Genomic DNA, 22,941 nt, shown 5'->3' with positions numbered 1-22,941 from the left:
TTTATGATCTTATTCTCTGTTCATCATCAGTAAGCTTTAAGAGGCTTCAGGAGCTTCCTTCCTACGCACCTGCTGCCGTCCAAGCACCAGCATCATTAGGAGCAGAGCGAGCAGAATGAATATCATGATGCTCACCATCCACAACGTCTCATTCGCCCCATAATCGTCCATTATCCAGCCTGTCAGTCTCGGGAACAGTGCTCCGCCCAATCCGCCAAAAGCAACAAGCAGGCTGGTTGTACGCTCCGTCATGCCGGGGATTAGCTGATTCGCGTAGACAAGCGCAATGCCGAACACGCCAGAGAGGAATAACCCGCTTAGCGCAACAAGCGCAATCGCCCAGCTCAGCGTTCCAATTAAGGCTAATAGCAGGAAGATAATCGAGCCCCCCGCCATCGCGATTAATAAATAACGGGAGTACCCCATCCGATCGGCCAGCTGTCCAGCGAACAATCTGCCGATAATCATCGTAGCCCAGAATAGACTCAGCACCGCTGTTGCACTTGTCATATCCATATCCGAGCGCTCAATGAATAGAGAAGGCAAATAGTTGGCGAAGCTCATCTCCATACCGACGTAGACCATAAAGAATAACGCCGATAATAACAAGAATGGCAGTGCACTTCGTTGGTAGCCAAGCCACTTCTTAGAACCACCCTGCCGGGCTGCCACGCCCTCACTGCCCGTCTTGAGCCCGCTTCGCGCGTGATACCCGATCTGATCGTCTATTTTCCCGAAAGATACCGTGAACCACAAAATAAAGGTTATGCCTGCCATGGCAGATAGAACTGGGAAGGACAGCTGCCAGACATCATAGCGGATCAACAGACCTGCCATTATTGGCATAATAAAAGCGCCTACACCAAAAAAGATTTCCAGTCGGCTCATAGCCGAAGCCTTCCCATCCTCTGCTGCTATATCAATAATCATGGCTCCAATGACGGCCTCTGTCATCCCGAAGCCAAACCCTGCGAATGGAGCTATAGTAAGCATGAGACCCCAAGGCGGCAGCAAGCTGTAAGCTGCCTCGCTAATGGTCAACAAGCCGATCGCCACGAGCACCGCTCCTCTTTTACCCAGCTTAGAGGTAATATAGGGAGCTAGCAGAACACCAATCAGGAAACCAAGAAATTGATTCATAAGCCACTGCCCGCCATCCTTGTAGGTCAGGCTGTATTTCTCCATGATTTGCCATAATACGGCGCCGCCAACGACGTGAGCTAAACCGATGATCAGATAAGATAAACAACCGAGCCATAATAATTTCCTCATGGAACCGTTCTCCTTCATGTTCTAAGGGCAGCACAATCCATTCATCTCTTGTCTAGTCATAGCTGCTCAGATTGCTTAAGCCTAATTTGATATAATGAATGTATTCCATGTTACTCATAGGGAGGTATGCAGCATGTCTGATTTCCCCACTAACTCATCTCATTATAAACTACCCGATGGAGAAATGACCATCTTGCCGCTTGAGCCCCATCATGCTGAGCAGTTATGCTCATGGCAGTACGAGCCGCCCTTTCAATTATATCATTGGCCATCATGGCTGGACATGCAAAAAGACGGAATCGAATTCGGCGATCCCGTTCTGAGGCAATTACAGTATGCAGCTGTTGTCGATAGACAATCTGAGCTCATTGGCTTCGCTCAGTTCTTCCCTATTCTGGGCGTGACAAGGCTTGGGCTTGGCCTGCGGCCAGACCTGTGCGGCTCCGGAAGAGGTGCAGCCTTCACCCAGTTGATTGTCGAAGAAGCCAAGCGAAGAGCCCCTAAGGATGAGATTGATCTAGAAGTGCTGACATGGAATATAAGAGCGATCCGGACTTATGAGAAAGTAGGCTTCACCATCGAAGATACCTATATCCGCAGCACCCCTACAGGCGCTGCCGAATTCCACTGCATGGTATACAGCTCATAGGCAGAAGAGGGATTACCAGCTTACATTCGCTCGCCATCCGGTTCCGGGTCCTTCATATCGGCAAATAAGATAAGCCCCGGTTCTGCCAATACCGATACGGTTCGAATCCATGCATGTGAATCGAGATCGGTATAGGCTCGCGACACGATGGCGCGGCGCTCCTCGCTTAATTGGACCAGGTTCGGCACGAAATACGGCCGCCAGCTCCAATTAGCGCCTCTATATTCATTCTCTTGATGCCACTGCTCTTCCGCTCGGCGTGAGAAATTGGAAGACAGCTGAATCCCATCCTCACGGCACAAATAGACACGAATGCAGCTCGGATGCAGCTTCGGAAGCAGGCTCTGAATCCATTCATTCTTCTTATTCGAAGGTCTCGACTGCTGAACGATCTCGTCTAGCTGCTGAGCTAGCTGCTCTGCTTGACCCTGCCAATACCTCTCTGAACGCAGATGGTTCGAGAGATGCAGCGTAAGCTCCGTCTCAAGCAGCTCAGCGAAGCGGCCCGCCTGCTGGAACTCCGGCTCAGCTCTCGCGAAGAGAAATCCCTGCACATACCTTGCGCCAGCCTCAATGGACCTAGCCAAATCCTGCTTCGTCTCCACCCCTTCGGCCAGAAGGGATGCGCCGATCTGCTCGGCTAGGGCTGAGAAGGAACGCAGTGCTCCTAGATACCCATCATGTGTAGCACTGCGCTTAATCATATGAATATCGATCTTCAATATATTCGGCTGAATTTGTGCGATTCGATCCGTACTGCTGAAACCGCTCCCTACATCATCAATTGCTATGAGACAGCCTCTTGACCTATACAGATCGACAACCTCGCGCAGCTCCTCCATGGAGCCAGCGAAGCTCTCCTCCGTGATCTCAATAACCACTCTTCTTGGATCAATCTTGTATTTATCAATGAGGGATAACGTATATAGCTCGCCAGAATCCCTGTATCGATAAATCCAGCTCGGCTTAAGATTAATGAACAGCATAGGTGGATTATCGGTTGCACCGAGCTTCCGCATCGCTTCCTCGCGCACAAGGCGGTCTACGATAATATGATCCTCTGTTGCAACAGAGGCATCACCGAAGAAAGGCCCTAAGCTTCGAACCTCTTGTCCCTCAGCTCTAGTAGCTCTGCCAAGCACCTCATATCCCATTATGCATCTCGTATCCATCGCAATAATCGGTTGATAGTAAGCAGATACTTGCTCCCCTTGAAGCAATCTGAGTGATTGTGGCAACATCATGTTTGATAGGCAGTCTTCCATTACGCTCTCCCCTGGATTACGTCTATGTCATATTATCTTCCATAATAAGTTGACTCATATTGTATATGAATCGACAATAAATGTAAAGATTCGACATTCGTCTCAAAGAGAGCGAAAAACGGCAGCTAAATCAATCTGATCATGCGAGTTACGTTATCCCCTTGCGATACTTCGATGACATGATGCTTCGAATGGTACGAGATCGCACCTTGGCCTACAGCAATGACAGGCTGTTCACCTAGTCCAAAGAAGACATCATCCGCCAAAGCTTCCATTACTTCATGCCGATCTTCCTCCCCGAGCGCTTCCCATTCCTCCTGCTCCATCTCGAAGAAGGCATAGCTTCCTTCAATCCCAGCCACTGCTTCTGTCAATTCCTTCAATATATCTACATATTCCCTAGCATGTCTAACACCCATTCTAATAACCACCTTATCTATCTATTTGAATTATCCTTATACGTTCATTTTACCGCATTTTATGAAATTTAACGCCTATCCTCGCAAATCGTTTACAAAGTCTAACTTCACAGCCTCATCCTGTCGATAATAATAGTAGATAATTGTCGAAAACGTACTGGACGGGGTGTATGATGAAAAATTCAACAGTAATAGGTATTGTACTTGGACTTGTAGCTGTATTAGTCGGAATGGTGTTAAAGGGGGCTCCCTTAAGCAGTCTATTGAACCCTGCTGCGTACATGATCATAATTCTCGGCACCATTGCTGCAGTTATGATCGCCTTTCCTATGTCAGAGCTGTCTAAGGTAGGGAAGCTGTTCAAAATAGTGTTCTCTGAGCAACAAGTGATGTCCCGTGAGCTTCTCATTGAAAATTTCATGGATTGGGCATCCATTACTCGTCGCGAAGGCTTACTCGCACTAGAAGCAAAAGTAGATGAGATCGAAGATACATTCCTACGCAATGGTATGCGTATGATTATTGACGGCAATGACCAGGATTTCGTACGTGATGTTCTCCTTGAGGATATTGCAGCAACAGAGGATCGCCACAAAGCTGGCGCCCTAATCTTCACCCAAGCAGGGACATATGCACCTACTCTCGGGGTGCTTGGTGCCGTAGTCGGCTTGGTTGGCGCACTCGGCCATATGGATGACATGGCTACTCTAGCCCACTCTATCGCTGGTGCGTTCATCGCTACCCTGCTTGGTATCTTCACCGGTTATGTGTTGTGGCATCCAATCGCCAATAAGCTGAAGCGTATCTCCAAACGCGAGATTCAAATCCGTCTGATGATGGTTGAAGGCCTTCTCTCCATTCAATCCGGTGTATCCACCATCGCTATCAACCAGAAGCTGTCGGTATTCCTGACTCCGACAGAGCGCCTTAAGATGAAGGAGAAGGAGGAAGGAGCCGTTGAGCAGAAAGCATAGGCACGAAGAGCATGAGGAACATGTCGACGAGTCGTGGCTCATACCCTATGCCGACTTGCTTACCTTGCTTCTAGCCCTGTTTATTGTACTGTATGCCGTTAGTGCAGTTGACGCTAAGAAATTCGAAGAGATGAGCGAGGCTTTCAGTATCGCGCTCAACACAGGCTCGGGTGTGCTTGACCAACCGACCATTATTGAGACGGGGCCATCCTCCACAGATCCAGAATCGACTGAAATAGAAGACGAGGAGAAGCAAGAGGACGCAGAATCCAGACGCGAGGAATTGATCAAGCAAGAGCAAGAGGATCTGGAGAAGCTGAAGAAAAGCCTCGACGATTATATTAAGGAGAGTGGACTGACGAGCGAGCTCGAGACGAAGCTGAACCAATCGCAGCTGATGATTACGATCAGCGATAACGCCTTGTTCGCTTCAGGCAAGTCGGATGTCAAGGAAACCTCCCGTTCACTAGCCTCAGCTATATCTAAGATGCTGGTGCAGTATCCGCAATATGAGATTATCGTCTCCGGACATACCGATAATGAGCCGATTAGTACGAGTGAGTTCAAGTCCAACTGGGATCTCAGCTCATCACGCGCTATTCGATTCATGGATATTTTGCTCCAAAATGAACAGCTGAAGCCAGAGCGCTTCAGCGCAATCGGCTACGGGCAATATCGTCCGCTAGCTACGAACAACACAATCGACGGACGTGCTAAGAACCGCCGAGTTGAGGTATCCATCATTCGGAACTATACGGATGTGGATAATGCACAGTCCATCCCAGCAACACCGCAATCCTGATTCCTTCTTATAACAGGACAAATCCCCTGCCCTATCGCTTCTATAAGCGTTAGTGCAGGGGATTTGTATTAGGATCTCGGCAGTGCAGATGCTGGCTTATAGTTCAAAGACTCGAACAGCTCCTGCTGCTCTGTCTCAGACAAGTCACGCCATTTGCCTACCTGGAGCCCTCCAAGCTGTATATTCATTACACGAACCCGCTGCAGCTTCCGAACATGATAGCCGAACGCTTCGCACATCCGTCGAATCTGCCGATTGCGCCCTTCTGTCAGGATGATGCGGAACACTCGCTCTGTTACTCTCGTCACTTGGCAGGGCAAGGTCATACTGCCCAGTATATGAACTCCCTCCGACATCCCTTTCACGAAGGAAGCCGTTAATGGACGATCTACCGTCACGATATATTCCTTCTCATGCTTACCCTCTGAGCGTAGAATTGGATTCACGATATCTCCATCATTAGTCAATAGAATGAGGCCCTCTGAATCCTTGTCCAGTCTTCCAATCGGGAAGATCCTCTCGCTATGTCCTACGAAGTCAACGATATTGCCTTTAATATGGAGCTCTGTCGTAGACGTAATGCCTACAGGCTTATTGAGAGCAATATAGACATGGCGTTTCTGTTCACCAATCTGCTTGCCGTCAATTCGAACATCGTCGCCATGCTCCGCTTGGCTGCCAAGCTGTGCCTTCTCTCCATTAATGGTCACACGTCCGCTATCCACCAGCTTATCGGCTTCCCGGCGCGAGCAGTAGCCTGTCTCGCTAATAAACTTATTAATACGCATAAGCACTCACCTCGCTGTATGTACGGCCATTGCTGCTATCTGGTCGGACTCATATTTGTAGACGACCGGTTGGTTGCCGGGTTTGTTAACCATAGCAGCTTGAGAAGCTTGAACAGCGGCCAATCTCATCGCTCTTGCCACATCTTCTCCCCGAATCGCCCTGTACTTCCTTAAGGACCCAACCATCATCCATTGTAACGCCTTCGATAGAACGGCGCCAATCGATTCTCCACTCCGCCTAGCAAAGCGATGTCCCAGCAGCAGGGATGGATGAAACAAGTGTACAGTCTGCACCTGAATGTGGATAAGCTGATCCTCAAGCTCTCCCTTAACTCTACTATAGAAGATACGTGATGAGGCGGAAGCCCCCATTGCTGTAATGATCATATAATGCTTCACTCCAGCGAACTCCGCCCACTTAGCCAGCGCTAACGGATAATCGTAATCCACTCTGCGAAAAGCCTCCTGTGACCCCGCCACCTTGATCGTCGTGCCGAGCGCGCAGAAGACGATGTCTGCCTGCACATCCTCCAGTGCATCCTCAAGCTGATCGAAATCAACGATGAGTACTCTTAATTTCGAGCGGCCACCTGCATCCTGCACAGGCTCTTCTAGCGGCCTGCGAGCGAGCACCGTAACTTGATGACAATGCGGATCGGTCAACAACTGCCGCAGCAAGGCCGAGCCGACCAGCCCCGTTGCTCCAGCAATGAGACAGCTATAGGTTAGAGCCCTATCCGTCTTCTGTTCCCCAGTCGATTGATTCCCCATCTTCCCATTCTCACCTTCTCCTATTGCCTTTCATCCAGTATACCTTCGTCCTGCTCTAGTTTCAAAGCAGGAAGCGTGATCGTAATCGTCGTCCCTACATTGACCTGGCTTTGAATTTCCATCAAGCCTTGATGACTATGAATAATCCGCTGACTAATCATCATTCCGAGCCCTGTTCCTGTCTCCTTGCCTGTGAAGAAAGGATTGCCAATCTTCGGAATCATTTCCTCGGGAATACCAATCCCTTCATCCGAGATTGAGATCGTAACTTGATCGCCCTTACGTGCGATATGCGTATGTATGCGTCCCCCAGATGGCATAGCCTCGATGCCATTCTTCAATAAATTGATGAATACCTGCTTAAGCTGATTCTCCTCACAGGAAATATGACAGGGCAGCTCAGTGAATAATGTACTGAAAACAATATTATGGAGATGTGCTTCGCTGTCGAGCAGAGATAATACATCTCTGAACACATCTCTAACATCCTTATTGGCGAATCGGATGGCCTGTGGTTTGGCCAGAATGAGAAATTCCCCAACAATCAAGTTAATCCGATCCAACTCAGACAGCATTAGACTAGTATGCTGCTGATTCATCCGCTGGCTCTGCTGCTGCAATTGCAGGAAGCCGCGAAGCGTAGTGAGTGGATTCCGTATTTCATGCGCTACCCCTGCCGCCAGCTGGCCGACCGTCGTCAATTTCTCCGAACGTCTTAACAGCTCTTCCATTTTGTTGCGGCTTCTCATATCGCGGGTTATGCTGGCGAGCGCCTGCACATTCCCCTCAGCGTCTCTTATCGGCGACACCGTTACACTGACCGGAATGATTTCCCCATGCTTCGTCATTCTGACTGTCTCCTGTGCAGGGAGCACTTTGCCTGCTAGCAGAGAATTAATGAGCAGCCGCATTTCTCCTCTATGCGTATCTGGTATAAGCTCCAGCTTATGCCCAATTGCTTCATCGCTCTCATAGCCGAACAACTGCTCGAAGGCGTAGTTCACCTGAATAATAACGCCCTCTAGATCAACAACATGGATGGCATCGCTCGTATGATTAATGAAGGATTGCAAATACTCCTTCATTCGACGGTTGTCATCGAAGGCTATGCGAAGCTTATCCATGTATATGCTAAGGTTCTGTGACATCGCATTAACCTTCAAGGCCAGAAGCGCAAACTCATCTTTGCCGCTGACCTTAATGACCGTCTGAAACCGGCCTAATGACACCTCATTGACTTTCCACAGGATCGCTCGAAGCGGCCTTAGCATGAATCCGGCAAGTAGATAACTGCTTATCAGAATGACAACCATAACCAAGCTTCCGAGCTTCATTGCCTCTACACGTTTGAAAGCAAGACTATCGTGAAATTTATCACAGTTATACACAAGGCTTATGACATAAGGACCTAAATGCTCGTTGCTATAGTAGCTTTTAATATATTTTCTGTCCTGAACAACAAATTCACGCGTTAGAAATTTATTCTCAGAGGCTTCCCTGACATACTCCTCATCCAGATCATCACTCCGAAATTCATATGTACCATATACAATCTGATTGTCCAGCTTGGTACTGGCAGCGTCTAATCCCTTACGAAACACGGTAACCTCCACCAGGTCGGGATCGATCTCCTGTAGCAGCGAGGAGAGTTGATTTCTCTCGAAGTTCAGTTGTTCCGCTGTGTGGCTGTGATCCCAACTCGCAGGAGTCTCGAACAAATGAGATATTTGTTCAGAGGTGACCCTTAATTGTCTTTCCATATTGCGTTGCATAGAATATTGGTCCAAAATAACGATAAGGATGAGCATAGTGAGTACGAGCATGGAGATCAGCAATGAGAATTTGATTTTGAAGGACAACGGCACTACACATCCTTTACTCAGGGGAGAATTACACATCGTATCCACATGTTATTCACATTATCAACAACCAATCCACAAGCACCTAGAATAAGATGTGTGTACTTTTGTGGACATCTATATAGTTATCCACAGTTTTATCCACCACATGTTAACAACAGAATATCTGTTCGATGCATAATTCGTGATTTCAATCTATTTGGAGGTTCTATTACATGATTCTGGAAGAAGATCAAGCATGGATGTTAATGGCTATTGAAGAAGCTCACAAAGCCGAGCTTATTGGAGAGGTTCCGATAGGAGCCATTATTGTGAAGGATGGCGAAATCATCGGGAGGGGCTATAACCTAAGGGAAACGACTCATGATCCCACCGCACATGCTGAGATGGTCGCTATTAGAGAGGCTTGTGAACGACTGGATGCCTGGCGATTGATCGATTGCACATTATATGTTACATTGGAGCCTTGTCCGATGTGTGCAGGAGCAATCGTACAGTCGAGAGTCAAACGAGTAGTATATGGAACAAGCGATCCTAAAGCAGGCTGTGCCGGTACCTTGATGAACCTGCTTCAAGAGCCTCGATTCAATCATGAGACGGAATTAACCAGTGGCGTCAGGCAGCAAGAATGTGCATCGCTCTTGACTCAATTCTTCCGTAATTTGCGTAACAAAAAAGCATAATCCCTTACACTTCGCTTCGTCGAAGCGCAGGATCTCCTACTTCGTTGCGCTGTATATGCTGTAAAGCAACAATTAATTGATCTGCTTCCTCACTAATGGCTAGAACTTCAGGGTCTGTCAGACTGCCACGTGCCTCTGCTATTTCATGAAGCTTCAGCCGCAGCGATTGCAATTGATTAAGCAGGTTAGTTTTGTCCATAGCTCGCTTGGGGGCACGCTCCTTATATAGCACTCATGTGGTAATGGTTATATTATACGCCTTCTTCATTGATGTGTTTGTAAAAACGTGTCGACGGGCATGCACAATTTTTAGGCATTATTCGACAAATGGTGGTGTTTTTTCCAACTAATATAGTTCTAAATTACCATCTTTTGTAGAAGTCGTCTAGATGTTTCATCTTCATTATGGGTATCTTAATACGAGATCCCCTATTCCAACAACAACAATTGAAAGGACTACATCATGCGCAGTCATCTAAGAACAAAGCTACACCTTGCCTTTCTGCTAATTGCCTTTATGACGATGATCTCCTTCCCTTATGTATCCACTGCCGCGGGTTCTATAGAAGTGAGCGCAAGCCCTGCAGCAGGTACAATGAAGAAGACGATAACGATGGGCACCTCCCCTGATTATCCCCCTTACGAGAGCGTCGATGCCAAAAACAATGGTGAAATTATCGGCCTCGATATCGATATCGCCAAGTATATTGCCGACCAATTAGGCTATGAGCTCAAAATCGCCAGTATGGATTTCAATGGGCTAATTGCAGCACTCCAAACAGGCCGTGTTGACTTCGTCATGTCAGGTATGTCTGTTACTGAAGAACGACAGCGAAGTGTCGAATTCTCGGACGAATATTATGTCGCAAGAAACACAATTGTGTCAAAATCTGGGAGCGATTATCAATCGCTAGAGGATCTAGAGGGTAAGCGCATTGGTGTTCAGCTTGGCTCGCTCCAAGAGCAAATAGCTAATTCATTAACGGGAGTTAAGCTGACCAAGCTCAATGACGTTACTGATCTTATTCAGGAGCTTAACTCGAATCGAATAGATGCAGCTATCATTGAGGATGCGGTTGCCATTGGCTTCACGGAAGCTAATCCAGGCCTCTCACTGAGCTTTCTGCCAACCTCTGATGAGGATTCTGGCTATGCGATCGCTTTTCCCAAGCAATCAACCTATGTAGCTGACTTCAATCGTGTGTTAGGTGAGATGAAGGATAGTGGACTGCTGGATTCCATGACAGCCAAGTGGTTCGAATCGGAAGATAAAGAAGCGAGTAGCGGCTCCTTCCTTAACCTTGACTTCAGCGTTCTGAAGGATTATATCCCTTATATGCTTCGCGGCATCTATGTTACGCTGCTCTTCACGATTGTCTCCGCTTTATTCGGATTCATCTGGGGGACGATTCTATCTCTGTTCAAAATATCGAATATTAAGCCGCTCAAGTGGTTCGCGACGCTGTACACCTCGGTGTTCCGCGGGACGCCGCTGCTGCTGCAATTAACGATCATCTACTTCGCCACACCGCAGCTGTTCCATTATGACATTCCTGCGCTGCTGGCAGCGGGACTGGCATTCGGCCTTAACTCGGCTGCTTATTTGTCAGAGACGATCCGCGCAGGCATTACATCTGTCGATCCCGGACAGCGGGAGGCTGCTCTAGCTCTAGGTATTCCCTACCGTACGATGATGATCAGCATCATTATGCCGCAGGCACTCCGAACAATTCTGCCTGCGCTTGTTAATGAATGCGTAGCTCTGGTGAAGGAATCCTCCCTCGTATCCGTTATTGGTGTCGCCGATCTTATGCGCCGTGCCAATGTCATTCAATCGACGGAATACAGGGCGCTTGAGCCTTTGCTGCTTGCAGGCGTTATCTATTATGTATTAGTGCTCATCCTAACATCATTTGCCCGTCTGCTCGAGAGGAGGCTGCGCCGCAGTGATTAAAGTAGATCAATTAAAGAAAGCTTTCGGCAAGCATGAGGTGCTCAAAGGAATTACGACTACGATTGAAAAGGGAGAGGTTGTCGCCCTCATCGGCCCTTCAGGCTCAGGCAAGTCAACCTTCCTGCGCTGTCTGAATATGCTTGAGACACCAACGACAGGTACCATATCGATAGATGGCACAGTCATCACTGATCCTAGCACCAACATTACGAAAGTGCGCCAAGGAATCGGTATGGTGTTCCAGCATTTTCACCTGTTCCCGCACATGACCGTTATAGATAACATTATGTTCGCACCTATGAAGGTGAAGCAGCTGTCAGCAGAGGAAGCACGGGCGAAGGCTCTGGCGCTGCTCGAGCGTGTCGGACTTGCAGACAAGGCAGACAGCTATCCATCCCGCCTGTCCGGCGGACAGAAGCAGCGGGTGGCAATCGCTCGCAGCTTAGCCATGGAGCCGGAGATGATGCTGTTCGACGAGCCCACATCTGCTCTCGACCCTGAGATGGTGAAAGAGGTATTGGCCGTTATCCGCGATCTCGCACATAGCGGCATGACGATGCTCATCGTCACCCATGAAATGAAGTTTGCAAGGGAGGCTGCCAACACCATCTATTTCTTGGATGATGGCAAGCTTGTGGAGAAGGCGCCGCCTCAGCAATTTTTCACGAATCCACAGAGTGAACGAGCGATCAAGTTCCTAGAGCAAGTGCTCTAGCACATCTTTATAGGCACAAGGGCGTTCCCACAAGGCTATGGCAACCTTAGGGAACGCCCTTTTTTCGAATAAATCAGCTGTTCAACTTGTTAGCTTACGCTGCCTAACTTGCATCTCTTAAGGTGCCCGTGGTAAAATAATCAATACTGCGCGCCCATAGCTCAGCAGGATAGAGCAACAGTTTCCTAAACTGTAGGTCGTACGTTCGAATCGTATTGGGCGCGCCATAACAAAACCTTCAAAAACCCTTGATACATAAGGGTTTTTTATTTTTTCAATATGTATTACAGCATATCTATTTTTGTTATTGGGAACGGGGTTGGGAACATTTTTACCGCCCGGTATACGGAGAACGACTGCGATGCGCTCAGTGGAGCGGATAATGCTCCGTTGCTGCACGTTGAAGTGCACCCGCATAAACTGCTCGGCTTCCAGTCTGCGGATCATATTGAGAATCGCTGCAAGCCCGCCAATTTCCTACTGCTTTAAGGACTTGACCGCGCTCCTGGTTTCCTCAAGACTTTCCTTGGCCAGCTCCTTCAGTTCCGCGACCCGGGGGGCAAGCCGCTCGTCCGCTAGCATCCGCAGCACCTCAAGCTGTATCAGCAGAGCGGTCAGCTTATGCCCGACCGAATCGTGAATATCATTTGTATCCCTCCAAGTTCTTCCGTATTTAGACCATGTATTCCTAACTTCTAATGCTGGGAATAGTACAAATTTCCCTTACATACATTACTCCTAGTGATTAATATTACAAAGGAGATGCCGCCATTGTTAGATCAGTCATTTGTAGCTCGTTCTTTAGAAGAAGTTAGGTTTTGGTCTCGCATTATGAAAGAACATTCTCTTTTTCTTAAATTGGGTTTCCGTTGTGAGGATACCCAATTAATTAATGAAGCAAATCATTTCTATGCCATATTTGAAGCAATCGAAAATAGATCTAATGCTTTTACATTTGGAACAGATCCCACCGTAATTAAAAGATTCAATGAAGAGGTGCATACTGCCGTTTCTTATATTTGGGCTTTCAAAAGAAAAGTGCTCGGTTTAATACTGACGTGCCAGCTTCCAGGTGCAAACAACTTCCCATTGTTAGTTGATCATGTGAGTAGGGAAGCTAATTATTTCAGAAATCGTTTGTCAGAATTAAATTTAGGTCGGCTGGAGCCGCTGCCTGATGCTATTATCGACGAGAATGTTTTCTTTCTTAGAATCATGGCTGATCACGCCAAATTCATTAGTCACTTGCTTGATCCATCCGAGCGGCAGTTAGTAGAACAAGCAAATAACTTCAGTCAAGAATTTGACACATTACTATTTCAAGCAAAGGACTTGGATTCTATGCGGCCTCAATCGCAAACCGTTCCACTACTTGACCAATTTCTTGATCAGAATAGAGTGTCAGTTAAATCGCTTCGTGACTTTAAGAAAACAGCTCGAGACCTAATTGAAGCTTGCCGTATAAAAAGCATCATCCATCCGTTATTGGCGGATCATGTATTTCGGGAAGCAGAACATTTCCTCGTTATAATCGATATGTTTGAAAACAGTCTGCCCGGTAAACCTGCATAATCTTCATAATTGTCATGCTCCTTTCCTAAACAATCAGTGAGCGATCACGGCTTATGGTCGCAAACACTGAAAAACGCACATTTAAGGATTAATAGTATGCATAACCCTCCATTCATCTTTCTTCTCAAAGCAGAGTCCCGATTTAGGTAATAAACGCCTTATCAATCTGCATTCTCCCTTCCATATGTATAAAAAGAGCCATTCAACTAATGGAGACTGGTATAAATTCCACTTTTCCGAACGAGAAATTATTAAAGAAAAACGAGCCTCTAGAATCGCTTCTAAGGCTCGTTTTGCATGTAGGGGTCATGTTAGACTCCCATTTAACAACCTTACAGAACATTCAGCTCCACAGGAATATTGCCACGAGTTGCTCTTGAATAAGGGCATACTTGATGTGCTGCCTCGACCAGTTCTTGCTTCAGGGCCTCGTCTACTCCCTCGATCAACACATCCAGCTCAACTTCCAGATCAAACCCACCATCATCTGCCTTCCCGATGGATACATGCGCAGTCACTTGCGTTTTGTCCACTTTGATTTTCTTCATTCTGCAAACAACGTTCAATGCACTTTCAAAACACGCCGCATATCCGCCTGCGAATAGCTGCTCTGGATTCGTTGCTCCCCCCGGTCCACCAAGCTCTGTCGGTGCCTTCACATCGACAATCAATAGATTATCGTCTGATACGAGCTTTCCGTCTCGTCCACCTGTTGCTGTTACTGTAGCTGTATATAATGTTTGCATGCTAATTCCTCCTAAATAAATGTAGGTGATAAGATAATTTGACGTCGCGACTAAACTAGTTGTATACAATTTAATTTTATAAAATATAATATACTCTTCTAGATGCAGGTTGTCAACTCCCTAAAAATTATAGTTCATACGAAACGCATCAACCACTTTTCATCATTTTCTTAGGAGTCAAGTTAATCAACAAGCCTGATAAGAACCATAGATTAACATTCTAGTTAGTTCACAGATTAGACAAATATATATGCTATAATCTACCAATTTTTTGTTAATATATGAACCGGGATAGTTGAATTTTCGAACTCATTTACAAACGAATATCTCATAGAAAACCCAGAGTTTGCAGATACTCTAGAAAAGCAAAAATACTATTGAAAACATCGGAAAACTGAAGCAATGAGAAAACTTGCTGTGAAACTTGGAGACACTGAAACAGCTACTCTTTCAGTAATGAATACCCCAGAAAGCCAGGAACAATTTAAAAGAATTGATGCCCTTGCCCAAGAATATTACGAACAATATAAATTAACTGGTATTTTACCCGAAACTGAATTTAATTCCTCAGAAGCAGCAGTACTAGCTGGTTCTAATTCCTCAGAATTGGTTGTGCTGGCCTCTGACAGAGAATGGGGGAATGATGATGTTTATAGTATAAACAACGGTGATGCTGTGGTCGCACTTTCCACTGTTGGTATCGGAACTTATTACAACAGCACAGCCAAAGCGAATGCTTCGAAAGTAACTATAGGGGCTGCTACAATAACGGCTCAAATTAGGCAGGGATTCAACCATTTTGTAGCATTTAGAAACAATGTTAAACCGGGGGAATATTCTTAGGAAATCAAATGACTTTTGCTGTGGCATCAGATCATCTAAAAGCTAATGGTGATGTATGGTCTATTCAGAGATCTTCAGCTCTAACGCTAGCAGCAAATATATCATTTGGTACCAAACCAGATGAAGGAAACCCTGGTCATACATCTAATGGGATGATTATGAATCGTCCTCATTTTCACGCAACTGTACTAGGTATACGAACTGGTGGCCACTCCTTCTGGTAATAACTACGCTAATAAAAAATTTCAAACCCAGTGCTATAGTTACGCACTGGGTTCACTCATCGGAGGTGAAATGAATTTTGTTTTTTTTTCTACATATAGCAACAAATGATAAAATACCCTCGAGCACATTAACTCATTACCAACAAAAACATGATATCTATATAGACCAAATTAATGAATATCTCAATGTTACTGTACCTCAACATTATTACCTCATACACAGACAGTGTTCATGTGACTTTATTAGAGAGAATTATAACAGTTATAATGAACTCTCGATATTATTTAAAGGTCTTCCTAAGCCATTTGATATTATCCTACTAGATGCAACTGTAACTCCAGATACTAATACGCATCTTAGTGAGGTTATTACAAATAGAAAGATAACAGAATCAGTAAGTTTGAATGATTTTTTGATAAATTACCCAACTAGATTAACTGTTTCAAAAATTTATACAATCATTTAATCAGAGTCACTGTTGAGAACCTCGATAGTTAATAACGGCTTCATTAAGCTGCTGTGCAGTGATCGTTGGTATATTAGCTCGCGGAGCCTTCAAGGCGAAGGCACCCTCGTACTCAGAAGAATAATAGGCATAATACACAAACAGGCTATCCGAGGACATACAAATGACCGCAAGATAGCCTGTTCTCGTATCGACTTATCGGACAACAATATTCACTTCCGCCAGCCGATCCAAAATCCCGAATAACATAGCATGAGAATCGCTGCTGCGATCCGATTGGGCTGCAATTACATCCACTGGCTGGATATATGGCTCATCGACCAGCTCATCCACCCAGACATCCAGCATTGTATGGATGCAGCTTGGCGTTGTCTCCAGATGGAACTGCAAGCCGAGCACTCGATCACCGTAAGCGAAAGCTTGCTCCCCGCAGGCTTCGGAATAAGCTAGTCGTCTAGCCCCGCGAGGCAATGTGAACGTATCGCCATGCCATTGAAAGCTGGTGAAGGTGTGCGGTAGCTGGTCGAAGCATGGATGATTCTCCGTCGTTCGGGTAACCGTATGCCAGCCAATTTCCTTCTGTGCGTTACGACTGACCTGTCCACCGAGAATCTCCGACAGCATTTGCGCTCCGAGACATATACCGAGAACGAGCTTGCCCGCTTCAATAGACTGACTAATGAATCGTTTCTCTAGAACGAGCCATGGATACTGCTCTTCCTGATACACACTCATCGGCCCGCCTAAGAGGATCAGCATATCGAACGACGCCAAAGCTGAGTAATGATCCGCTAAGTCTGCTGGCGACAGTACGTGCAAACAATGACCATGCTGCTCAGCCCAAGACGTAACAGCATAATCATCATCGAATGAAAAATGCTTGAATGCGATGATGTTCAATGTTTTCCCTCCTCTGATGTTACCACTTGCCCTTTAATTACGGCTAATTAAAGGCTATGACCGTATATTAATAAAAAAAGATAGAGCTGTCAATTGCAAGGAAGGGATAGCCCTTCTTTCAGCAGAATTGGTAAAACAGGAGGCGGTGCTTTTTGAAAACAATCCAAAAGATGTATGAGCATTTGAATTGGGCTAATCAACGTATTCTACAAACCTTACACAATACTGAGACTGAAGCTGACAACACACGAGTGATACGATTGTTTACTCATATTCTTTATGCAGAACAAGTATGGATAACTAGATTAAAAGGGCTGGATAGTACACAACTACCAATCTGGTCGGAGGGTGATCTAGCACTCTGTGCAAAGCTTACTAAACAAAATGAAGAAGACTTTCAAGAATGGATTGTCACAATAGAAAAAACTGACCTAGATAACTTCATCTCTTATACGAATAGTAAAGGTACGGCATTTACAAATTCCATTCGGGACATTTTAACACATGTAGCCCTACATGGTCAGTATCATCGAGGACAGATTAACTCACAGCTTCGAGCAGATGGTATAGAACCCGTTAGCCTTGATTTTATTATCTTTGCAAGATAAGGAATAGCTGTGGAACCGCGCAGCTCAAAAAAAAAGACGGGACTTAGCTGTCCCGTCTCAACGTTACGCGATACATTTTGAGCGGCCTTCCCCTCGTGCTGGCTGTCTCCTCACCAATAACAGCAGCATAACCGCTCTTCTCCAGCTGCACCAGAATACGCCTTGCGCTGCGCGGCAATATTTTCATTTGCCCAGCTAGCTCATTGGAGTGAATGACATCGGTCTGTGTTTTTTTCAGTATAGCCTCCAGCTTGCTCAACGTGACCGCACTAAGACCTGTCTGCTCGCTGATCGCCTGCATCCCATCGGCAGAATAGGAGTAGGACAGCCTCTCCGCCTGCCCAAGCGGACCCGTTACCGTCTTATCGTCGAATACGACCATCCAAGCTCCTGTGCCATAATGTCTCGTCTGCATGAGGGCGCTGCCCGCCATAATCTCAGCCTCATAAGCCGTACGCCCAATTCCAATGCCGCAGGTCAGCTCCCCGCCCAAGTCTTGAAGCTCTGGACACTCGGGAATTTGTGTAAAATGCTCGGTAATCTCCTTCAGAATACCGCGCGTGGTGAAGATCGCGTAGCGCCCCGGCGAAATCATCTTCAGCGAGCCTTGCACTCTACGCGAATAATCGAGCAAGGCCTCGCTCAACTTAAGCTCTTTGCGAAGCAGCTCATCGGATACGTACGTATCCTTCGTAATACCGGCATAAGGGTCCGTCTCTATGAACTGCACCGCAATCTGCGTATCCTTATAACGAAGCGTCTCCCAAGTTCGCCAAGCTTCCGCCAGCGCTGCAAGGACAGAGGATTCGGTTGGAATCACTCGCAGCACAGGTACACCGAGGCCCTTAAGCTTATCCTGCACATACCAGACACAGGTAACTGCGTAATCGATCTCCCCTTGTACCCACAGGTCATGGTGATAGTCGATTAATGCCTGATACGAGCCGTCGAATGGCTTCGTATTCAGCATGCTGTCATCCAGCCCCAGCTCAGCTGCAACCTTCGCAAGCTCTTCCCTGCTGAACATATCGAAGCTTAACCGCGTTATATCGACACGCTGCCGATAGAACAGCTGGCATAACGTTCGGTACAGACCTGTCCCGCTATAGGAGATATAGAACATTGGCTGCTGAATATGTGCCGCCTGCTCTTTGGCAGCCTGATACGGAAGCGGTCCGGAGAATAGCCACATATCAACCAGACCTTTATGCTCCGTTACAAGTGGACCAATATCCTCGAACCGTTCATGTGTAAAAGAATAACATTCGAATTCAGTGCTCTGCCGAATAATATCGGTCACGAATCCCATGGTGTCCTCGACACCCACATACCCGAGCTTGATTCTCAAGCCTGTATTCCTCCTTCCAACCATAAAGCTATATGTATAAGAACGCTTGACCTCAGCTTCAAGCCCACAGCCGTCCATTAACCATTACCATTAACCGTTAACCACAGGCCATCGTCCTTGTTACTGTATCATAAATGAATAGACTAGAGTATGGCGTATGTACTGACATTCCTATAACAAACAAAAAAACCGCAGGTCAACGAAGATGACCTGCGGCAGTTCTTATACAAAATAATCGACTACGAGTACGCCCGCGAAGGCGATGAAGGACAGCAGGGTCTCGAGCACTGTCCACGTCTTGAACGTCTCTTTCACCGTTAGACCGAGATATTCCTTCACCATCCAGAAGCCAGCGTCATTCACATGGGAGAACATAAGGGAGCCCGCTCCTGTCGCGATAACGAGCAGCTCCAGATTAACGCCTGTTGCACCAGCTACTATCGGAGAGACGATACCTGCGGCAGTCGTCAGTGCAACTGTCGCCGAGCCCGTAGCAATTCGGATCAGACCTGCTACAAGGAATGCCAGCACGATTGGAGACAGAGACAGATTCTCAGACAATTGAGCGATAGCATCCCCTACACCGCTCTCGATGAGGATTTGCTTGAAGCCGCCGCCAGCACCGATGATGAGAATAATCGAGGCTAATGGAAGCAAGCATTCATTGATCAGCTGCTGCAGGCGATACTTGTCCGTTCCAAGGCGATAACCGAGGAAGATAAATGCAACGAAGCAAGTAATGAGAAGCGCAATAACCGGACTGCCTATGAAGGCAATGAACTGAACAACGCCATCTGGAAGCCCTGTGTACGGCGCTATGACGGTTAATAGAATCAGAACGACTGGCAGCAGAATAATGAGGAATGAGATACCCACACTCGGCTGCTTCTTGTCTGTATCAAGCTCTGCCTGTATGAGAGTAGGCTCGCCAACCGGAATGACCCGTTTATTCACCCATTTGGCGAATATAGGTCCAGCAATAATCGCTGGAGGGATTGCGATAAGCAGGGAATAGAGCAGCACTTTACCTAGATTGGCATCGTATATATTAATCGCTGTCATCGCACCTGGATGAGGGGGAACAAGACCATGCACGATGGAAATCCCCGCCAGCACCGGAAGCGCAATGAGCAGAATATTCTGCTTCGTAGACTTGCTGATAGATATCGCAAGTGGTAGCAAGATCACCAGCCCTACCTCGAAGAATACAGGGATACCGATGATAAAACCTGATACCAGCATCGCCCATGGGAGCATCTTAGCGCCGAAGGTTCGAATGAAGAAGTTGGCGACCTGCATGCCGGACCCAGAGTCTGACATCATTTTACCAAGAATCGTACCAAGAGCCAGAATACCGATCAAATGACCAAGTACACTTCCAACACCAGCCTCATAGACGGTAGCGATTTTGCCCATTTCCAAACCGGACATCACACCAAGAAATAAACTGGCGACGGTTAAGCTGATAAAGGCGTGCCATTTCCACCAAGATACGCCGAGAATAACGATAACGATCGATAATACGGTAACTCCTAAAAGATATGCATCCACCTGGGTTTCCTCCTTAGGTCTTCTCTAGTTGTAGGTTGAACGCCTATACGTCATAGCTAACCAGGTAATGCTGCAATTCGGTATTATAATGTCCAATACTGAATTCCCTTACCCTTCCTTCGGTATCATAAGAGTAACGCAGCCGCTTCAGGAGCGGAGCACCTTCGGTCACCCCGAGCAGGTCCTCTATCTCCTGGGTCGCAATAGCAACCGTGAATTGGTCACGGAAATTCTCAAGCACGATATTGTATTCTTCGATCAGATCATACAACGACTGGATATCCAGCCCCTCAAGCTCTGTTCCCGGAATATCCGACGTCAAATAGTGCGTGTAATAAATGTAAGGCTTCCCATCCAGCACATACAGGCGGTCGATCCTTAGACATTGCTCGCCAAGAAGCTCGTATACCTCTGTTCCCTTCTCATTGTGAACCAATTGGGAACGAAGAAGCTTCTTCTCGATCTGATGTCCTTCCTCCACCAATATTTCCGTAAAGCGCTTTCCTTTTGACAATTTGGAAAACGAGGTGTTCCGGACTACTTTCGTTCCGATACCACTTCGTTTGTCCACGTACCCCTCCTGCACAAGCTCCTGCACCGCATTCCGAATCGTCATCTTGCTCACATTGAATTCATTCTCAAGCATCGGTTCAGAAGGAATAATTGCACCTAGCGGATAGATCCCATGCAGAATTCGGTCTTTAATAATCTTCTTAACCTGCAAATATAAAGGGCCTTTCTTACGAGAAATCGTCATCCACTACACTACCTTTCCACATCCAGCGCTTTATCCGTCATCGCCTGGAACACTTCTGCCTCGGTCGATGTTGGAGTGTCACCCACCACGGTATGAGCAAGCATGGCGGCAGCTGCCGCATAAGCAATCGTTCGCTCCGGAGGAAACCCACTAGCCTCTCCATGAATGATGCCGCTGGCATAAGCGTCGCCCGCTCCTATACGGTCATAGACCGAGAATGTGAGCTGCTTCGAGAAAGTAAAGTCGCCGTCCTTGTACATATACCCTTCAAGCGAATGCGTATTATCTCGATTGATCTCACGGTGCGTGCCCGCCACCACCGTAATGCCATACATCTCCGCCACTTGCGGGATGAGATCCTTAAGCTGGTCCATGCGTCCTACCGCTGCTGTCTCCATACCAAGCGTGAATAGCGCGTCCTTCTCATTCATCATCACAATGTCTGCTAGCGACAGCATCTCCTCATAATGGGATCTTGCAACCGCATAGCCGTCTGCTCCCCATAGCGATGGACGGAAGTTGCAGTCGAAGACAACCAGCCCGCCACTTGCCTTCACCGCCCTGGCGAATGCCTTCATCTGAAGGCGTACCGAATCATTCATAGCTAGCGTGATGCCGCAAAAATGCGCAATATCGATATTCTCAGCAATCGTGCCGAAATCATACGTGTCTGGAAGAGAAGTGTTGAAGCTGCTCCCGAGCCGATCGGTATACGTTACCCGGCTTGGCCGGGCGCCGAATCCATTCTCCAAAAAATACATGCCGACGTATTTGCCTGCTCTGCTGATGAAAGGCGTAGATATGCCAAGCTTCCGCAGGTAGGCAATCGCAGCTTCCCCAACTGCATTATAAGGGAGCGTGGATACCAGATAGCCAGAATGACCGAACCTTGCTAGAGCGGAAGCGATATTCACTCCCGTTCCAGAGAAGGTATATTGCAGCGAGCTCGCTTGAGTGAGCGATTCATAGCCTGGTACTTGCAGTCGCATCATGACCTCACCGAATGCCGCAATCCGCTTAGCCATGGGCATCAACCAGCTTTTTCAGCGTTTCGTTAAGCACCTGCACATCCTGCACGTTCGTATTGCCTGTGCTTTTATCAATAATTGATGAGTAGACGTGAGGAATGACTTGCGGTACGCCCGCTTCAAGGGCAATGCGCACGATCTGCTCGAAGTTCTCCATGTCTATTCCGCCTGTCGGTTCAAGAGCGAAGCCTTCTTCGCCGCACGCCTGCGCTACTGCCCGGTATTCTTCTTCAAGCTTCAAGCCTTCCATTGGGTAATACTTCAGGGCATTGCCGCCCATGTCACGCACGAGTGCAATCGCTGCCTTGATTGGAACAACCGCTTGCTCACTATTCGCTGCACTGATAGGACCCGTTGAAATATTGACATAACCAACACGGCCGCTTGGGGAAACAAGGCTGTTAATCCAGCTGTCTTGCCCTTGCAGGTTGGCACGCGTTGCTCCAACAGCAGGGAACACCTGATTAATATGAGTGCCAGGATAACTCTTCGCGATCTCTGCAACAACGGCAGCCTGACGGTTGTCGCCCGCTCCAAGTCCGATCGATACCGCATCTTCTATAGCTGCACCATACTGCTTCATTGCAATGACTGCTTCTTCCGCGTTCGGATAGCTTTTGGACAATACACCAACAATAACATGACCTTCAGCAGCATCAAATACTTCTTTGGCATTCTCAATGCTGCCTGCCAGTACGTTCAGGGCTGCACGGTTCTTATATAGACGTTGTTCGATCTTGGACATG

The 22,941-nt window shown here is 47.1% G+C and carries 24 protein-coding genes and 1 tRNA gene; 10 read left to right on the top strand and 15 right to left on the bottom strand.

What is annotated here, in order from left to right:
• Positions 1-36 precede the first annotated feature (36 nt).
• Positions 37-1,272: an MFS transporter gene (locus AC6ESP_RS22205; RefSeq protein WP_497098919.1), complete on the bottom strand. Its 1,236-nt coding sequence runs from the start codon at positions 1,270-1,272 to the stop codon at positions 37-39.
• A 133-nt stretch (positions 1,273-1,405) separates the two neighbouring features.
• Here AC6ESP_RS22205 and AC6ESP_RS22200 point away from each other — a divergent pair, with 133 nt between their 5' ends.
• Positions 1,406-1,921: a GNAT family N-acetyltransferase gene (locus tag AC6ESP_RS22200; protein WP_497098918.1), complete on the top strand. Its 516-nt coding sequence runs from the start codon at positions 1,406-1,408 to the stop codon at positions 1,919-1,921.
• Between the two features lie 20 nt (positions 1,922-1,941).
• Here AC6ESP_RS22200 and AC6ESP_RS22195 read toward each other — a convergent pair whose 3' ends face one another.
• Both AC6ESP_RS22195 and AC6ESP_RS22190 read right to left on the bottom strand, forming a co-directional pair.
• Positions 1,942-3,165 carry an EAL domain-containing protein gene (locus tag AC6ESP_RS22195; RefSeq protein WP_497098917.1) on the bottom strand — a complete coding sequence of 408 codons (1,224 nt, stop codon included), beginning with the start codon at positions 3,163-3,165 and terminating at the stop codon, positions 1,942-1,944.
• Positions 3,166-3,311: 146 nt separating this feature from the next.
• Complete coding sequence (locus tag AC6ESP_RS22190) at positions 3,312-3,605, bottom strand: hypothetical protein (RefSeq protein ID WP_497098916.1); 294 nt, start codon at positions 3,603-3,605, stop codon at positions 3,312-3,314.
• 173 nt (positions 3,606-3,778) lie between these two features.
• Here AC6ESP_RS22190 and motA point away from each other — a divergent pair, with 173 nt between their 5' ends.
• On the top strand, positions 3,779-4,579 hold the full coding sequence (gene motA, locus AC6ESP_RS22185; protein WP_497098915.1) for a flagellar motor stator protein MotA: 801 nt from the start codon (positions 3,779-3,781) through the stop codon (positions 4,577-4,579).
• Positions 4,563-5,381: a flagellar motor protein MotB gene (motB, locus tag AC6ESP_RS22180; protein ID WP_497098914.1), complete on the top strand. Its 819-nt coding sequence runs from the start codon at positions 4,563-4,565 to the stop codon at positions 5,379-5,381. Before motA ends, motB begins: the two co-directional genes overlap by 17 nt.
• A gap of 68 nt (positions 5,382-5,449) precedes the next feature.
• On the opposite strand, the gene rluF is transcribed toward motB, so the two are convergent.
• From rluF to AC6ESP_RS22165, 3 genes are read right to left on the bottom strand one after another with little or no spacing between them, the layout of a single operon-like run.
• Positions 5,450-6,169, bottom strand: a complete 720-nt coding sequence (gene rluF, locus AC6ESP_RS22175) for a 23S rRNA pseudouridine(2604) synthase RluF (protein ID WP_497098913.1) — start codon at positions 6,167-6,169, stop codon at positions 5,450-5,452.
• A 6-nt stretch (positions 6,170-6,175) separates the two neighbouring features.
• Complete coding sequence (locus tag AC6ESP_RS22170; protein WP_497098912.1) at positions 6,176-6,940, bottom strand: NAD(P)H-binding protein; 765 nt, start codon at positions 6,938-6,940, stop codon at positions 6,176-6,178.
• Between the two features lie 20 nt (positions 6,941-6,960).
• Positions 6,961-8,799, bottom strand: coding sequence for an ATP-binding protein (locus tag AC6ESP_RS22165; protein WP_497098911.1), 1,839 nt, complete (start codon positions 8,797-8,799; stop codon positions 6,961-6,963).
• A 215-nt stretch (positions 8,800-9,014) separates the two neighbouring features.
• Here AC6ESP_RS22165 and tadA point away from each other — a divergent pair, with 215 nt between their 5' ends.
• Positions 9,015-9,482, top strand: coding sequence for a tRNA adenosine(34) deaminase TadA (gene tadA / locus AC6ESP_RS22160; RefSeq protein ID WP_497098910.1), 468 nt, complete (start codon positions 9,015-9,017; stop codon positions 9,480-9,482).
• A 4-nt stretch (positions 9,483-9,486) separates the two neighbouring features.
• Here the strand turns inward: tadA and AC6ESP_RS22155 are convergent, their stop codons facing one another.
• Entirely contained in the window at positions 9,487-9,681 is a 195-nt protein-coding gene (locus AC6ESP_RS22155; RefSeq protein ID WP_497098909.1) for a Spo0E family sporulation regulatory protein-aspartic acid phosphatase, read from the bottom strand.
• A 318-nt stretch (positions 9,682-9,999) separates the two neighbouring features.
• Here AC6ESP_RS22155 and AC6ESP_RS22150 point away from each other — a divergent pair, with 318 nt between their 5' ends.
• From AC6ESP_RS22150 to AC6ESP_RS22140, 3 genes are all read left to right on the top strand, one after another.
• Positions 10,000-11,436 carry an ABC transporter substrate-binding protein/permease gene (locus AC6ESP_RS22150; protein ID WP_497098908.1) on the top strand — a complete coding sequence of 479 codons (1,437 nt, stop codon included), beginning with the start codon at positions 10,000-10,002 and terminating at the stop codon, positions 11,434-11,436.
• Positions 11,429-12,151, top strand: coding sequence for an amino acid ABC transporter ATP-binding protein (locus AC6ESP_RS22145; protein ID WP_497098907.1), 723 nt, complete (start codon positions 11,429-11,431; stop codon positions 12,149-12,151). Before AC6ESP_RS22150 ends, AC6ESP_RS22145 begins: the two co-directional genes overlap by 8 nt.
• A 150-nt stretch (positions 12,152-12,301) precedes the next feature.
• Positions 12,302-12,378, top strand: a tRNA-Arg gene (locus AC6ESP_RS22140).
• Positions 12,379-12,628: 250 nt separating this feature from the next.
• Here the strand turns inward: AC6ESP_RS22140 and AC6ESP_RS22135 are convergent.
• Positions 12,629-12,742: a hypothetical protein gene (locus AC6ESP_RS22135; RefSeq protein WP_497098906.1), complete on the bottom strand. Its 114-nt coding sequence runs from the start codon at positions 12,740-12,742 to the stop codon at positions 12,629-12,631.
• 180 nt (positions 12,743-12,922) lie between these two features.
• Between AC6ESP_RS22135 and AC6ESP_RS22130 the strand changes: the two genes are divergently transcribed.
• Complete coding sequence (locus tag AC6ESP_RS22130; protein WP_497098905.1) at positions 12,923-13,723, top strand: DUF2935 domain-containing protein; 801 nt, start codon at positions 12,923-12,925, stop codon at positions 13,721-13,723.
• 332 nt (positions 13,724-14,055) lie between these two features.
• On the opposite strand, the gene AC6ESP_RS22125 is transcribed toward AC6ESP_RS22130, so the two are convergent.
• On the bottom strand, positions 14,056-14,469 hold the full coding sequence (locus AC6ESP_RS22125) for an organic hydroperoxide resistance protein (RefSeq protein WP_497098904.1): 414 nt from the start codon (positions 14,467-14,469) through the stop codon (positions 14,056-14,058).
• A gap of 402 nt (positions 14,470-14,871) precedes the next feature.
• Between AC6ESP_RS22125 and AC6ESP_RS22120 the strand changes: the two genes are divergently transcribed.
• The gene (locus AC6ESP_RS22120; RefSeq protein WP_497098903.1) at positions 14,872-15,312 is read left to right on the top strand and encodes a hypothetical protein; all 441 of its coding nucleotides are present in this window, start codon (positions 14,872-14,874) and stop codon (positions 15,310-15,312) included.
• An 886-nt stretch (positions 15,313-16,198) separates the two neighbouring features.
• Here the strand turns inward: AC6ESP_RS22120 and AC6ESP_RS22115 are convergent.
• Positions 16,199-16,903, bottom strand: a complete 705-nt coding sequence (locus AC6ESP_RS22115; protein ID WP_497098902.1) for a type 1 glutamine amidotransferase — start codon at positions 16,901-16,903, stop codon at positions 16,199-16,201.
• 152 nt (positions 16,904-17,055) lie between these two features.
• Between AC6ESP_RS22115 and AC6ESP_RS22110 the strand changes: the two genes are divergently transcribed.
• Positions 17,056-17,511, top strand: a complete 456-nt coding sequence (locus AC6ESP_RS22110; protein WP_497098901.1) for a DinB family protein — start codon at positions 17,056-17,058, stop codon at positions 17,509-17,511.
• A 43-nt stretch (positions 17,512-17,554) separates the two neighbouring features.
• Here the strand turns inward: AC6ESP_RS22110 and AC6ESP_RS22105 are convergent, their stop codons facing one another.
• The 5 genes from AC6ESP_RS22105 to dagF form a co-directional block, all read right to left on the bottom strand.
• The gene (locus AC6ESP_RS22105) at positions 17,555-18,859 is read right to left on the bottom strand and encodes an ArsR family transcriptional regulator (RefSeq protein ID WP_497098900.1); all 1,305 of its coding nucleotides are present in this window, start codon (positions 18,857-18,859) and stop codon (positions 17,555-17,557) included.
• A gap of 222 nt (positions 18,860-19,081) precedes the next feature.
• A complete protein-coding gene (locus AC6ESP_RS22100) occupies positions 19,082-20,410 on the bottom strand; it encodes a GntT/GntP/DsdX family permease (RefSeq protein WP_497098899.1) in 1,329 nt (442 codons plus the stop codon).
• Between the two features lie 43 nt (positions 20,411-20,453).
• Positions 20,454-21,167 (bottom strand): GntR family transcriptional regulator, encoded by a 714-nt coding sequence (locus AC6ESP_RS22095; protein WP_497098898.1) that lies wholly within the window; start codon positions 21,165-21,167, stop codon positions 20,454-20,456.
• A gap of 8 nt (positions 21,168-21,175) precedes the next feature.
• A complete protein-coding gene (locus tag AC6ESP_RS22090; protein WP_497098897.1) occupies positions 21,176-22,192 on the bottom strand; it encodes a sugar kinase in 1,017 nt (338 codons plus the stop codon).
• The gene (dagF, locus tag AC6ESP_RS22085) at positions 22,185-22,940 is read right to left on the bottom strand and encodes a 2-dehydro-3-deoxy-phosphogluconate aldolase (protein WP_497098896.1); all 756 of its coding nucleotides are present in this window, start codon (positions 22,938-22,940) and stop codon (positions 22,185-22,187) included. Before dagF ends, AC6ESP_RS22090 begins: the two co-directional genes overlap by 8 nt.
• Between the last annotated feature and the right edge of the window lies 1 nt (position 22,941).

This window comes from Paenibacillus xinjiangensis (genome assembly GCF_059686975.1).
This window is presented reverse-complemented; position numbering and strand designations above follow the sequence as displayed.

What these genes read in the sequence shown, in the direction of transcription:
- motA (WP_497098915.1), top strand. Translation starts at nt 3,779, where the DNA reads ATGAAAAATTCAACAGTAATAGGTATTGTACTTGGACTTGTAGCTGTA.
- AC6ESP_RS22155 (WP_497098909.1), bottom strand. Translation starts at nt 9,681, where the DNA reads ATGGACAAAACTAACCTGCTTAATCAATTGCAATCGCTGCGGCTGAAG.
- AC6ESP_RS22120 (WP_497098903.1), top strand. Translation starts at nt 14,872, where the DNA reads ATGAGAAAACTTGCTGTGAAACTTGGAGACACTGAAACAGCTACTCTT.
- AC6ESP_RS22205 (WP_497098919.1), bottom strand. Translation starts at nt 1,272, where the DNA reads ATGAGGAAATTATTATGGCTCGGTTGTTTATCTTATCTGATCATCGGT.
- dagF (WP_497098896.1), bottom strand. Translation starts at nt 22,940, where the DNA reads ATGTCCAAGATCGAACAACGTCTATATAAGAACCGTGCAGCCCTGAAC.
- AC6ESP_RS22095 (WP_497098898.1), bottom strand. Translation starts at nt 21,167, where the DNA reads ATGACGATTTCTCGTAAGAAAGGCCCTTTATATTTGCAGGTTAAGAAG.
- tadA (WP_497098910.1), top strand. Translation starts at nt 9,015, where the DNA reads ATGATTCTGGAAGAAGATCAAGCATGGATGTTAATGGCTATTGAAGAA.
- rluF (WP_497098913.1), bottom strand. Translation starts at nt 6,169, where the DNA reads ATGCGTATTAATAAGTTTATTAGCGAGACAGGCTACTGCTCGCGCCGG.
- AC6ESP_RS22090 (WP_497098897.1), bottom strand. Translation starts at nt 22,192, where the DNA reads ATGGCTAAGCGGATTGCGGCATTCGGTGAGGTCATGATGCGACTGCAA.
- AC6ESP_RS22150 (WP_497098908.1), top strand. Translation starts at nt 10,000, where the DNA reads ATGACGATGATCTCCTTCCCTTATGTATCCACTGCCGCGGGTTCTATA.
- AC6ESP_RS22195 (WP_497098917.1), bottom strand. Translation starts at nt 3,165, where the DNA reads ATGATGTTGCCACAATCACTCAGATTGCTTCAAGGGGAGCAAGTATCT.
- AC6ESP_RS22190 (WP_497098916.1), bottom strand. Translation starts at nt 3,605, where the DNA reads ATGGGTGTTAGACATGCTAGGGAATATGTAGATATATTGAAGGAATTG.
- AC6ESP_RS22200 (WP_497098918.1), top strand. Translation starts at nt 1,406, where the DNA reads ATGTCTGATTTCCCCACTAACTCATCTCATTATAAACTACCCGATGGA.
- AC6ESP_RS22170 (WP_497098912.1), bottom strand. Translation starts at nt 6,940, where the DNA reads ATGGGGAATCAATCGACTGGGGAACAGAAGACGGATAGGGCTCTAACC.
- AC6ESP_RS22125 (WP_497098904.1), bottom strand. Translation starts at nt 14,469, where the DNA reads ATGCAAACATTATATACAGCTACAGTAACAGCAACAGGTGGACGAGAC.